Source organism: Micromonospora sp. SYSU B005, from assembly GCF_055362685.1.
Genome location: NZ_JAXCFU010000005.1, coordinates 102437 through 115062, shown reverse-complemented (window position 1 = coordinate 115062; position 12626 = coordinate 102437). Strand labels below are relative to the sequence as shown.

General features: G+C 75.0%; 12 protein-coding genes and 1 pseudogene. 6 read left to right on the top strand and 7 right to left on the bottom strand.

The genetic code is table 11. The features are described 5' to 3' along the window. Window positions 1-133: 133 nt before the first annotated feature. Together SM452_RS14155 and SM452_RS14150 are read left to right on the top strand one after the other, a co-directional pair. Window positions 134-691: pseudogene (locus SM452_RS14155) on the top strand (sigma-70 family RNA polymerase sigma factor); the annotation flags it as partial. Between the two features lie 9 nt (window positions 692-700). Then, window positions 701-1390 carry an anti-sigma factor family protein gene (locus SM452_RS14150; RefSeq protein WP_463840147.1) on the top strand — a complete coding sequence of 230 codons (690 nt, stop codon included), beginning with the start codon at window positions 701-703 and terminating at the stop codon, window positions 1388-1390. Window positions 1391-1474: 84 nt separating this feature from the next. Here SM452_RS14150 and rarD read toward each other — a convergent pair whose 3' ends face one another. The 4 genes from rarD to eccE form a co-directional block, all read right to left on the bottom strand. Further along, entirely contained in the window at window positions 1475-2401 is a 927-nt protein-coding gene (rarD, locus tag SM452_RS14145; RefSeq protein ID WP_262015327.1) for an EamA family transporter RarD, read from the bottom strand. After that, window positions 2398-2886, bottom strand: coding sequence for a GNAT family N-acetyltransferase (locus tag SM452_RS14140; protein WP_262015328.1), 489 nt, complete (start codon window positions 2884-2886; stop codon window positions 2398-2400). Before SM452_RS14140 ends, rarD begins: the two co-directional genes overlap by 4 nt. Window positions 2887-2990: 104 nt before the next feature. Next, window positions 2991-3377 (bottom strand): phage holin family protein, encoded by a 387-nt coding sequence (locus SM452_RS14135; protein ID WP_013283623.1) that lies wholly within the window; start codon window positions 3375-3377, stop codon window positions 2991-2993. 67 nt (window positions 3378-3444) lie between these two features. After that, window positions 3445-5247 carry a type VII secretion protein EccE gene (gene eccE / locus SM452_RS14130; protein ID WP_463840070.1) on the bottom strand — a complete coding sequence of 601 codons (1803 nt, stop codon included), beginning with the start codon at window positions 5245-5247 and terminating at the stop codon, window positions 3445-3447. A 245-nt stretch (window positions 5248-5492) separates the two neighbouring features. Here eccE and SM452_RS14125 point away from each other — a divergent pair, with 245 nt between their 5' ends. Then, window positions 5493-5810, top strand: coding sequence for a WXG100 family type VII secretion target (locus SM452_RS14125; protein WP_262015330.1), 318 nt, complete (start codon window positions 5493-5495; stop codon window positions 5808-5810). 20 nt (window positions 5811-5830) lie between these two features. Next, window positions 5831-6124 carry a WXG100 family type VII secretion target gene (locus SM452_RS14120; protein WP_135242906.1) on the top strand — a complete coding sequence of 98 codons (294 nt, stop codon included), beginning with the start codon at window positions 5831-5833 and terminating at the stop codon, window positions 6122-6124. A gap of 61 nt (window positions 6125-6185) precedes the next feature. Here SM452_RS14120 and mycP read toward each other — a convergent pair whose 3' ends face one another. Next, a complete protein-coding gene (gene mycP, locus SM452_RS14115; RefSeq protein ID WP_262015331.1) occupies window positions 6186-7409 on the bottom strand; it encodes a type VII secretion-associated serine protease mycosin in 1224 nt (407 codons plus the stop codon). 152 nt (window positions 7410-7561) lie between these two features. Here mycP and SM452_RS14110 point away from each other — a divergent pair, with 152 nt between their 5' ends. Then, the gene (locus SM452_RS14110) at window positions 7562-10744 is read left to right on the top strand and encodes an SseB family protein (RefSeq protein ID WP_463840069.1); all 3183 of its coding nucleotides are present in this window, start codon (window positions 7562-7564) and stop codon (window positions 10742-10744) included. Beyond that, window positions 10741-11106, top strand: a complete 366-nt coding sequence (locus SM452_RS14105) for a hypothetical protein (protein ID WP_114919301.1) — start codon at window positions 10741-10743, stop codon at window positions 11104-11106. Before SM452_RS14110 ends, SM452_RS14105 begins: the two co-directional genes overlap by 4 nt. A gap of 1 nt (window position 11107) precedes the next feature. Here SM452_RS14105 and SM452_RS14100 read toward each other — a convergent pair whose 3' ends face one another. Beyond that, window positions 11108-12040, bottom strand: a complete 933-nt coding sequence (locus tag SM452_RS14100; protein ID WP_396882036.1) for an alpha/beta fold hydrolase — start codon at window positions 12038-12040, stop codon at window positions 11108-11110. 98 nt (window positions 12041-12138) lie between these two features. Next, window positions 12139-12477, bottom strand: coding sequence for a hypothetical protein (locus tag SM452_RS14095; protein ID WP_135242910.1), 339 nt, complete (start codon window positions 12475-12477; stop codon window positions 12139-12141). Between the last annotated feature and the right edge of the window lie 149 nt (window positions 12478-12626).

The window sequence follows — 12626 nt, the reverse complement described above, 5'->3', positions numbered from 1 at the left end:
CGGGCGAGACGGCCCGGGCGCTCACCCGCCGGACGCTGCCAGGGCACGGTGAGCGGGGATCGGCCCGGACCTGAACCGGACGTGAACAGCTCCGCGTTGACCTGCGGATGAACCGTTCGGCGTCACGGCACGTATGGAAGGGCGAACGCATCGCCGGTTTCCCCGCCGCCGGAAGCGAGGTACCGCCATCAGCGACCACGACGCCCAACTGCTGCGCGCGCTGCACGACGAGCACGCCGACGCGCTGTACGCGCACGCCCTGCGGCTCGTCAACGGCGATCGGCCCCGCGCGGAGGACCTGGTGCAGGAGACGCTGCTGCGCGCCTGGCGGCACCCCGAGTCGCTGGACCCGCGGCGCGGCTCGGTACGCGCCTGGCTGTTCACCACCGCGCGGAACCTCGCCATCGACGCCTGGCGGCGGCGTTCTGCCCGGGTCGGCGAGGTCTACACGGACGAACTGCCCGAGACGGCGGAGACGGTCGACGAGACGGAGCGTGCGGTGGAGGCGTGGATCGTCGCCGAGGCGCTCAACCGGCTCAGCCCGACCCATCGGGAAGTGCTTGTCGAGTGCTTCTACCAGGGGCGTTCGGTGGCGGAGGCGGCGGCGCGGCTGGGCGTTCCACCGGGGACGGTGAAGTCGCGTACCCACTACGCGCTGCGCTCACTACGGTTGGCGCTGGCCGAGATGGGGGGTGACCGGGTGACAGGCTGCGAGTTCGCGCACGACGACGGGGCGTACGTGCTCGGTGCCCTCGCCCCGGCGGACCGGGTCGCCTACGAGCGGCACCTGGCCGGGTGCGCGCAGTGCCGGGAGGCGGTGGCCGAGATCGCCGTGCTGCCCGGCCTCCTGGGCCGGCTCGACCCGGCCGGGCTGGAGCAGTTCCTGGAGGTCGGGCCGGAGACGTCACGGGTACCAGCGCTGCTCGACGCCGCGCGCGAGCGCAAGCGCCGCGAGCGGTCCCGCTCCCGCCGACGGTACGCGCTGACGACGCTGGCCGCCGCCGCGCTCGCGGTGCTGGCGGGCGTCGGCGTGGGGCTCGTGCAGTCGCCGGCCGAACCGTCCAAGCCGCCGGTGGCGCTGGCCTCGATGCGGCCGGTGGCCGGGACGGTGCCGGTGCACGCCGAGGTGGGGCTGACCGAGACGCCGTGGGGCACCGAGGTCACCATGCACTGCGGGTACGACAGGCGGGCCGGGCACCGGGAGGCGTACACGTTCCGGCTGGTGGCGCACGGCCCGGACGGCGCGACGGAGCAGATCGGCTCGTGGCTCGCCGCCCCCGGTGACGACCTGCGCTTCTCCGGCGTCACCCGCTTCACGAAGGGGGAGCTGGTCCGCCTGGAGTTGCTCCGAGGAACGAACGCCCCCGTCCTGGCCTACGACCTCCGCTGACCCTGCCCTTCTCTCCGTTGATCTTGTACTTGTGGCCCTCGGTACGGGCGATTCACCCCTTTCGCCGGGGCGGAAAGTGCAAGATCAGCGAGACGGGATGGGGGTGGGGGCGGCGTGGGTGCGGGCGGCCTGGCGGGTGCGGTGGGAGTGGCGCAGGGCGTCGGCGGTGAAGACCACCAGCGCGAGCCAGACCAGGGCGAAACCGGCCAGCCGGGCCGGCGGCATCGGCTCGTGGAAGATCAGCACACCGCAGCCGAGCTGGAGGATCGGCGCGAGGTACTGCAGCATGCCGACAGTGGACAGCGGCAGCCGGTTCGCCGCCCCGGCGAACAGCAGCAGCGGGATCGCGGTGGCGGCCCCGGCCAGCACCAGCAGCGCGGTGTGCCCGGCCGACACGTGCCCGAACGTCGAGTCGCCGCGCGCCGACAGCCACCCCAGGTACGCCAGCGCGGGCAGTGCCAGCACCGCCGACTCGACGAACAACCCTTCCGTGGCGGGCAGTGCGAGCCGCTTCTTGACCAGCCCGTACCCGGCGAAGCTGAACGCCAGGGTGAGCGCCAGCCAGGGCAGGCGGCCGTAGTCGACGGTGAGCACCGCCACCGCGAGCGCGCCCACGCCCAGTGCCGCCCACTGCGCCCGGCGCAGCCGTTCCCGCAGCACGAGCACGCCGAACAGCACGGACACCAGCGGATTGATGAAGTAGCCGAGCGCCGTCTCCACCACCCGGTCGGAGTTCACGCCGTAGATGTACGTGCCCCAGTTGACGGCGATCAGCGCGGCGGCGAGCCCGATGCCGGCGAGCGCCCGAGGCCGCCGGGCCAGCTTGCGCAGGAAGCCGGCATGCCGCGTGGCGGCGAGCAGCAACGCCACGAACGCCACCGACCAGAGGATCCGGTGCGCGAGGATCTCCACCGGCCCGGCCGGGCGCAGCAGCTTCAGGTAGATCGGGAAGAAACCCCAGATCAGGTACGCGCCGACGCCGTACAGGTAGCCGAGCCGGAGCTGGTTCACCGCTCCACCGTAAGTGGTGGATCCTTTTCTTGGTCCTTATCGGTGACCGGCGTCACCCGCTGATCCAGCTCCATCCACCGATCCGCCGCGACCGGCCGGAAGCCGATCTTCGCGTAGACCCCGTGCGCGTCGAGCGTGGCGAGCAGGATCCGGCGTACGCCCAGCTCGTTCAGGTGGTCGCGGACCGCGCCGGTCAGCCAGGTGCCCAGCCCGCCACCCCGCTCGGCCGGGTCCACGTACACGTCGCACAGCCAGGCGAACGTGGCCCCGTCGGTGACCACCCGGGCGACAGCGACCTGCCGGCCGTCACCCGGCCGGTAGACGCCGAAGCCGATCGAGCCGGCGAACGCGCGCGCGACAGTCTCCCGCTCGCGCCCCAGCGCCCAGTACGCGTCGGTGGAGAGCCAGTCATGCACCCGGTCCAGGTCGATCCGGTCCGGGTCGGTGCTGATCTCGTAGCCGTCCGCGCGGGTCACTGTGAACACGCGGCCGAGGCTAGTACCACCGCCCCGCCCTCTCGCCAGCCAATTCCCTCCTGCTGGCCTCGTGAGCCCGGCCGGCCGCCGGGGCGACCGGCCGGGGTCCGGCGTCAGTCGCGGTCGAGGACGGCGCCGAGGATCCAGGTGACGATGCCGACGAACAGCGCGCCCAGCACCGCCTCCGGCCAGAACCCGTCCACGTGGAAGGGCAGCCCGGCCTCACCGGCGATCCAGCTGGTGAGCAGGAAGAGCAGGCCGTTCACCACGAGCGCGATCAGGCCGAGGGTCAGCAGGTAGAAGCCGCACCCCACGGTCTTGATGATCGGCTGGAGCACCGCGTTCACCACGCCGAAGATGACCGCGACGAGCACCAGCGTGATCACCGTCTCGGTGGCCGAGTCGGAGTCGAGCGAGATGCCCGGGATGAGCAGGGTGGCGAGCCAGAACGCCACCGCCGTCGAACCCACGCGAATCAGAAGACCCTTCAGGAAATCCATGGCCGGGATCGTGCCACGGCCGTACCACCAGGGGAAGGCTCGACCTGGTACGCGGCGGCGCGGCTCGTCAGTGCCGGGCCGGGCGACCGACCAGTTGCGACTCGACGGGCGTGGGCGAGAGCAGCGCCCAGCGCAGGGCCCGCCGGTTGACCACCGCCACCATGTCGTCCCGGATCCGGGTCAGCCACTCCGCGGAGCCGCCCAGGCCCAGCGCCGCGCCCGCCAGCGCGGCTTCGTCCGGGTCGAGCGGCTGGAGGATCGCCAGGTCCGCGCGGGCCAGCGCCTGCGTGTCGGCCGGGGTCAGCTCGTCGCGGACCAGCAGGACCGACTGCCAGGCGGCGGCCGGGCCGGCCTCCGGCGGCACCGGGCCGGCGTCCACCACCACCAGCAGCGGGTGCAGCGGCGAACCGGGCGCGCCGCCGACCGGACGACCCGGCGGAAGCAGCGGTACGCCGCCACCGAGCGTCCCGACACCCCGTACGAACGGCTCCCAGAACCGGGGACGACCGGTCTGCACCACCACGCGCGCGCCGAGCGCCAGCGCCCGCAGCACGAGCAGTTGCGCCGCTGCGACGCCGCCGACGAGCAGCACCCGGGTCGTGGCCGGACGGAACAGGCGGACGGTGAGCGCGGCGCCGTGCCGGTTCGCGCCCACCATCAGGCCGGCGGTGGCAGGCGGCAGGTCCAGCGCGGGCGGAGGCGAACCGGCCGGGGACGCGACTCCGCCGGTCACCGCCAGCGGCAGCGTGGCGGCCAGCCCGGCCAGGTGCTCACCGTCGAGCCGGCGCAGTTCGCCGCCGACGTCACCGGCGACCCGGCGCAGCGTGCGCTCCGCGGTCGACAGCTCGGCCGCGCTCCCGGCCGCCACCCGTACCGCCAGCTCGGCCGGGACCGGCGTCGCGCCGACGCGCGGACCGGCGGTGAGCGCGACTGTGGTGGCGGTGGCCGGCAGCGCGAGCAGCCGCCCCACCAGCCCGCGGGCCGCCTCGCCGCGCGGATCCGGCCACCGGCGCAGACGCCAGGTGGCCTGCGCCAAGCCACCGACGGCGAGCAGCGGCCAGGTCTCCCGCACCGGGGCGCCGGGCTCGTGGTGGGCCAGTTCGGCGATCACCCGCAGCGCCGCGTCGCCGCCGAGCGGCCGTGCGGTGAGCGGGCCCAGCCGGCGGACGAGCCGCCGCAAGGTGCCGGACAGCGCCCGCAGCAGATCCTCGTCCGGCCAGCCGTCGGCGCGCAGCACCTGGACGGCCAGCACCACCCGGGTCCGCCCGGCCACCCGGCCGTCGGTGAGCTGACGGTACGACGTACCCGCCGGGCCCCCCGCGACGGCGGGCGCGGGTGCGGGCGACGCCGAGAACACCAGCTGCAACCGGATCGCGGGGGCGTCCGGGCCGGCCGGTGGAAGCAGGTCGAAGGGCGTGGGCAGCTCGGGCGCGTGGTCGCCGAGCAGGTCGTCCGGGTCGCCCAGCTCCAGCAGCGCGGTCAGGCCGGCGGCGTCGTGCACCACCGCCGCGCCGCCGGACGCCTCGGTCGCGCCCACCACCGCGCCCGGCCGGAGCAACTCCAGCAGCGCCGCCGGCTCGGCCGTCGCCGGCAGGGCGCGGCGCCGGGTCAGGTACGCGGCGGCGGTGACGAGCCACTCGTGCAGCCAGCGGCCGCGCACCCGCACCCACGCGGCGGGCAGCAGCAGGGCCGCCGCCAGCAGCGAGACGGCCGTCGGCACGACACCTCGACCGGCGGCCGCTACCAGTGCCGCCACCGCGACCTGGGTCGCCACGATCTGACCGGCGCGCAGCCGCGCTGCCGACCGGCTCGTCCACTGTGGTGCTCGAACCGGGACGGCCGCGGGCCGCTCCGACGTACTGGCGGTCACCGCACCTCCTCGCCGGGCCTCCGCGTGACGCTGCCGTGGCTCATCGTAGTGGCCGAGTTGTCCACAGGGGAGCCCGAAGGGGTAGCAGAACCGAAGTCGGACGGCTACCGTCAGCGACGAAATCGTCGAGTTGCGTGTCCGCCGCCGCCGGGCTTCCCCCTCCACCGGCCCCGGGCCCCCGCCGACGAGTCCACGGTGGTCACACGGTGGCCAGCCACGACCGAGGAGACGAGGTGACGTCCGGGATGTCCCAGACCCAGGCAGAAGCCGCGGTGATGCAGCAGACCGCCGCGAAGTTCGAGCAGGTCGACCAGTCGCTCCAGAGCATGCTCAGCGGCCTGATGGCCGAGCTGGAGGTGCTGCAGCAGGCCTGGCGGGGCGCCGGTGGGCGCTCGTTCGCGCAGGTCAAGCAACAGTGGGCGCAGGATCAGGCCGCCCTTCAGCGGGCGCTGCGCGAGACCGCCACCGCGATCCGCAGCGCCGGCCGCCACTACGACGTCTCCGACACCGAGGCCGCCGGCCGGGTGGCGGGCACCAACCGCGGCATCCAGCTGCCTCTCTGACAACCGGAAGGATCGAACTCATGGAGCACGGTGTGCTGGTCGTCAACTTCGCCGCCCTGCAACAGGCCGGCGCCGACATCCAACGGGCGTTGTCCACCCTGGAGAGCCAGCTCGGTCAGCTCGAACGCGACGCCGCCCCGCTGGTGGCGAGCTGGAACGGCGAGGCCCGCGAGGCGTACGAGGTGCGGCAGTCCCGGTGGCGGGCCGCCTCGCAGGACCTCCAGGCGATGCTGCGCGACATCAAGCTCGCTGTGGAGGATTCCGCAGCCGACTACCTCGACACCGAGAAGCGCAACGCCAACCTGTTCCAGTGAACCGACGCCGCGCGGCCCGGGCAGGTGACCCGGGCCGCGCGACTTCGCATCTGTACCGCCGTCATCTCGGCGCGACAGTGCCGGCCGGGTCGGCCGCCCGCCAGCGTCGCCGCGCGCCGCGCGGCAGCACCAGGGCGAGCGCCGCCACGAGCACCACCGCCCCGCCCGCCACTGCGGCGGCCAGCAGCGCCCGGTCCCGGGCCGAGTCCCGGCGGGACTGGCGGGCCAGTGCGGCCGGATCCGGGCGGTCCTCGGGAAGCGCGGCACCCGGCCGGGTACGGGAATCCGTCGCGCCGGCCGACTCGGTCACCGCCCGGTACGGGTTCAGCACCCCCGCGCCGTAGCCCGCGTCCCGCCCCGGCGCGGGGTCGGCGGCGGCCACGATCCGCCCGGCCACCTCGTCCGCGCTCAGCCGGGGCCGGTACTGGCGCAGCAACGCCGCCGTACCCGCCACGAACGGGGTGGCGTAGCTGGTCCCCTCCGCCCGCTGATGCCCCGACCGGGGCGCCGCCATCAGCACCTCGCTACCAGGGGCGACCACGTCCACGTACGAGCCGGTCTGGGAGAACGCGGAGCGTGTCCCGTCACGCCCGATCGCGCCGACGCCGAGCACCCCGTCGTACGCCGCCGGGTAGGGCCGGGGGTCGCCGTTGTCGTGCAGGTTCCCGGCGGCGGCCACCACCACCACGTCCCGGCGCACCGCGTAGGCGACGGCGGCGCGTACCGCCGGGTCGTCCGCGTACAGGACGACCGAGAGGTTCAGCACGTCGGCGTCGTGGTCCACGGCCCAGCGGATGGCCCGGGCGAACCCGGCCGCGTCGACAGTACGCCCCGACTCCCGTCCCTCGACCACCTGCTGCTCGCTGACCCGTACCGGCAGGATGCGCGCGTCCGGCGCGAGGCCGCGGAACGCGACGCCGGGCTGCGGGGCGGCGGCGATGATGCTGGCCACGCCGGTGCCGTGCCCGGCGCAGTCCCGGGTGCCGTCCCCGCCGCCGTCGAGGAAATCGGCGCCGTCGAGTACGCGGCCGGCGAGCTGCGGATGGGACCGGTCCACACCCGAGTCGACGACCGCGACCACGACTCCGGCGCCCGTCGCGAGCGGGGTGAGCCGGTCCGGGGCGTACCGCTGCTGCGGCCACGGCTGGTCCGCGACCGGGCGGGCCGGCGCGGGCGGCGAGGCGCAGCCGGCCGGCGCGCGAGCTGCGGCCGCGGCGGCCGGAACTCCGGTGACGAGGAGCGTCGCCAGGGCGGCCACGACGGGGTACGCGACTGGCCGAGACATCGACGACCTCCGTAGCGTGTCGGCTCCGGAACGGGATGTTAGCGCTTCGCTCACTCCGGGGCCGCCCGTCGATGGGCAGAAGTCCTGATCTTGCCGCCACCTTGTAGGTTGTATGCGATGCCTGTGGCCTGTTCGCGGAAGGAGAGGTGGCCGTGACCGGATGGGAGCCGGCCACCGAGGCCGAGGTGGCGATGCGGGATGCGCTGCGCGCGCAGGACCAGCAGCAGTACTTCCGCGTGCTGACCCGCGTCGATCTCCTGCTTCCGATCGCGAGCGGGCCGTCCGCCGGGTGGGGCACCTGGACCGCCGGGGGTCGTACCCACGTCCTGGCCTTCACCTCCGTCGCCGCGCTGCGCGCGAGCCTGGGGGAGAACGCGGGTGCCACCCGCCGCGTCCCCTACCCGGATCTGGCGGCCGGCTGGCCCAACCCCGAGTGGTGGCTGGCGGTCAATCCCGGCCTGCCGATCGAGGGCTACCTGCCCGCCTGGTACGTGGCTCAGCTCTCCCGGGGCGACGTCCGCCTCCCCGGCCGCACCATGGGTGCCCGCGCCCGGCTGGAACGGGTGGAGAACGCCACCCGGGGAGCCCGGAACACGGTGCCCGAGGCCGCGCCCCGCCCGCCTGCCGTCCCCGTCCCCCCGGCCGTCGTCACGCCCGCGCCGGTGCCCCATGCCGCCGTCCCGCCGGCCGCTGTTCCGCCACCGGCCGTGCCGCCACCCGCGATGCCGCCCCCGGCCGTGCCGCCGTTCGCCGGTTCGCCCGGCCGGGACGAGCGGCTGACGGAGGCCGGTGAGCCGCCCACGGTGCCGATGCGGGCCGCCTCGGTCCTGGGGCGACGGCTGCCCACCATGCCGCCCCGCCGCCGAGGGCCGGCCGGCGACGTCCCGAGCCGGACCGCTCCCGGCGCCGAGCCGGACACGGACGCCCTCGACGGCTGGCTCACCGACCTGCGCCGCCGCCCGGACGAGCCGGACCCGTTCGCCGCCGCCCCGGCGGCACCCGCCGACGAGCCACCGGCCGCCGCCGCTCCGCCGCCGGCCCGCTCCTTCTTCGAGCCCTCGTCCGGCGGCCGCTCGGCCCGTCGCCCGTCGCCGCTGGACCCGTCGCGCCGGGCCGGTGAGCGTGCCGCCCCGCCGACCCGGTTCGCCGGCGGACAGCCGTTTCCGCGCCGGCGGCCGCTGAACGAGCCGGTACGCGAGGGGCCGACCCAGGCCTTCCCGACACGGACGGACGAGCCGTCGACCGTGCCCCGGTCGGAGGAGGCCACCCAGGCGTTCCGGCCGACCCGCCCGTCCGAGGACGCGACCGAGGCGCTGCCCCGGCGGCACACCGGCCCGGCCCCGGCTGCGCACACCGCACCGGCCGCTGCGGCGCAGGCCGGACCGGCCGCCGCGCACGCCGGACCGGCCACTGCCGACGGGTGGGGAGCCGCGCCGGGCAGCACGGAGGGCGACACCGCGCGGTGGGAGACGATCGACGAGCCGGTGGAGGAACTGCCGCCGTCGATCGCCGAACCGGTGTCCGCGCCGCCCACGTCGCGCCGCGACTTCACACCCATCGTCATCGAGGGCACCGTCATCGAGGCCCGCGACCTGACCGAGCCGGAACCGGTCCGGTCCGCGCAGCCGACCAGCCCGGTGCGTGCGGAACCGGCCGAGGGTGCGCCCTGGGCCGGCACCGCCGACCCGACGATGCCGCTCTCCGTGGACCGGCCGGTCGCCGACGACACGGTGAACCTCGCCGAGCCGGCGCCGACCCACCTCGGCGCGCCGGACCGGAGTTCGGAGCCCGACGACTCGACGGTGTCGCTCGCGTCGGCATCCGAGCCGACGACGTCGCTGTTCGAGCCGTCGTCCTCGGCAGGCGAGGCCACGGCACCGCTGTTCGCGTCGTCGTCGGCCGAGCCGACGGTCTCGTTGTTCGACCGGGTGCCGGCCGAGCCGACAGCGCCGCTGTCCGGTCCGGCTGAGGGCGAGCCGACCGCGCCGCTGTCCACGTCGCCGGCTGAGGCCGAGCCGACGGCGCCACTTGCTTCGGCGTCCGAGCCGACCACGTCGCTGTTCGAGCCGTCGTCCTCCGCAGGCGAGGCCACGGCGCCGCTGTTCGCGTCGTCGGCGCCCGCAGAGGAGGCCACGGCACCGCTGTTCGCGTCGTCGTCGGCCGAGCCGACCGTCTCGCTGTTCGACCCCGCACCGACCACGCCGCTGTCCGATCCCGCTCCGGCAGAGCAGCCGACCGTCTCCCTCTTCGAGCCGCCGACAAGCGACGACGAACCGGTCACCACGTCGCTGTTCGCGTCCAGCGACGCCACCGTCGCGCTGTCCCCGCCGACGGCGGAGCCCGCGGCACCCGCCACGACAGACGACCCGCCGGCCGCCGAGTTCGTACCGGCGAACGACGTCGAGGAGGAGCTGCTGGCCGCCGCGGGCAGCGGCAGCACCGACGGTTTCCTCACCACCCTGCTGCTGGCCCGGGTGCTGCTGCCGGTCGCGCCCGACTCGGTCGCCGGCAGCCGGCCGGGCGACAGCGGCTTCGTCTGGCACGCCGACCAGGTCGACGGCGAGCGGTGCGTCTCGGTCTACACCTCGCCGGAACGCCTGGCCGAGCACACCGAGGGCCAGATCGAGACGGTACGGGTCAAGTTCGTGCAGCTCATCCGCAGATGGCCGGACGTGGCTTGGTCGTTCCGGGTGAACCCGGGCAGCCCGGTCGGTGCGACGTACCCGGGGGAGCAGGTCCTCGCGCTCGCCAACTGGGCGGCCGAGGTGGGCCTCGGCGACGACCCGGAGCCGGCCGCCGCGCCGCAGCCGGCGGAACGACAGCGCCCGGAGGCGCCCACCATCGCCGCGAACCGGCCGGTGACCATGCAGAAGGTGATCGCGGCGAGCCAGCTCGCGTACTACCTGGAGCGTGGCTACGACCGGGTCTCCGGGTTCGTGCACCGGGCCGGGGAGCTGGCGCATCTGCGTACCCCGGCGGAGCTGTACGGCGCGCTCGGGCTCGGCCACCCGGGTTCGCCGTTCTCCCCCGACGACGAGGAGATCTACCTGCTGCGCTGGCCCGCCTACCGGCCGAGCCTCTACCGGATCCCGTACGGCGGCCCGAACGAGGCGGCGATGCGGGCGATGGAGGGCTGGGTGATCGAGCGGCCCCCGTTCCGCGGCAACGGCTTCGCGCCGGGGGAGAGCAGCGACGTGATCGCCGAGTTCAAGGTGGACAGCGCCCGGCTCCCGCACGGCGCCGAGCTGTGGCGGGTCGGTGCGGACGGCGACAGCAGGCTGGTCGCGGTCCTGGACACCGACGAGCTGCTGTGGCGCAAGGCGGCCGAGGCGTGACCCGCGACGGCTACGTGGCCCGCTGGCGGGGCCGGGAGTACCAGGCCAGCCCCGACGGCGACGACATCCGCCTGTACCAGCCGGGCCCGGACGAGGGATTCACCGAGGTACGCCCCGGCCGGTACGTCCGGGTGGTGCCGGCCGCCGAGGTCGACGATCTGGCGTACGTGCGGACCACCTGCACCTGGCAGGGACAGCCGTTCATCGTGCTGGCCGAGCACGAGGGGTGGCTGCGGCTGGAGTACACCGGTGGGCGCTGGCCGGTGGCCGAGGCGATGGGGCTGGAGGCGTTCGACTTCGGCGTCTACCAGGGCTGGGCGCCGGCGGCCGAGGTGGCCGACCTGGGCGAGCAGCGGGTCTGAGTCAGGACTTCGCCCAGCGCAGGATCTCGCCGAGCACCAGCTCGCGTGCCTCCACGTGCGGGAAGTGACCCACGTCGTCGAGCAGCCGCCACTCGTACGGGGCGGTGACGTAGCGGCCGGAGCCCTGAGCGGTACGGGGAAGCGAGGCCCGGTCGAGGGCGCCGTGCAGTTGCAGGGTCGGCGTGACCAGCGGCTTCTGCATCAGCTTCACGAAGCGGTAGCCGTGCAGCCGCAGCACCGAGCGGAACGCCCAGCGGTAGCCCTCCATCGCGCAGAACGCGGCCTGCGGGATCTGCATCGCCACCCGGCAGCAGTGCGCGTAGTCGGCGAAGTCGGGGCCGGACACCCAGCGCGGCCCGCCCCACCGGCGCAGGATTTCCTCCACCTCGGCGGCGTCGTCGCGGGTCAGCACGTGCTCGTAGCGGGGGAGCTGGAACTTCAGGGTCGCGGTGGCCGAGGTGAACTGGCCGCGCGGGTCGGCGAAGATGGCCGCGCGCAGTCGCAGCGGGTGCGGCGCGCCGAGCACCACGAGCCGCCGGACCAGGGTCGGGTGGAAGGAGGCGGCGGTCCAGCCGATCAGCCCGCCCGCGCCGGTGCCGACAACGGTGGCCGACCGCTCACCGAGTGCGCGGATCAGGCCGGCGACGTCGGCGGCGAGCGTGTAGCCGTCGTACCCCCGGGGTGGTTTGTCGCTCGCGCCGTAACCGCGCAGGTCGACCGCGACCGCCCGGAAGCCCGCGTCGGCGACCGCCGGCAGCATCTCGTGCCAGGCGTACCAGTATTCGGGGAAGCCGTGCAGGAAGAGCACCATCGGACCGGTGCCCGCCTCGACGACGTGGAACCGGCTGCCGTTGGCGCCGACGAACCGGTGCGTCCACGGCCCTTCGGGCAGGACGCAGGAGTCGTCGACGGGTCCGCCGCGCTGGTCGGTCATGGGGCACAGCCTAGGGCCGCCGTTCGCCCACCGGACCCGCAGGTGACGAGGATCAGGGATTTCTCCGGGCGGTCACCCGGAACCGCGCATCGGGGCTGTCATTCCTCGATGATCCGCATGGGGATGCCCGGTCCGCAGTCGACGGAACGGTCCCGTGCGGTGAGCCGCAGCGTGACCAGGTCGCCCTTGCGCAGCTCACCGGCGTTCGGGCCGTACACCGCGTACTCCGTGCCGTTCTCGTCGATCAGCCCGTAGCACGGCCCGGAGCCGCCCCGGGTGATCCAGCCGGCGACGACGCCTGTCGGCCGGTTGTCGGTCGGCGTCTTCGGCGGCCCGGCGGGCCGCCGAAGCGTCGGCAGGTCGGTCGCGGACAGCGGGGTGGGGCGACCGGCGGGCGAGGCGGGGCCGCTCGCGGCCGGCTGGTGGTCGTCGGACACGGATCCTCCGTCTCGGCCGCGCCGGCGATCAGCCCGTCGCGGGCCGGCCGGCAGCGTGGTGCGGGTGTCGCACGGATGGGACGCGGGCGGGGTACGCCGGGTTCCCGGAAAGGGCGATGCCCGGGCGGGTGAACCGCCCGGGCATCGTG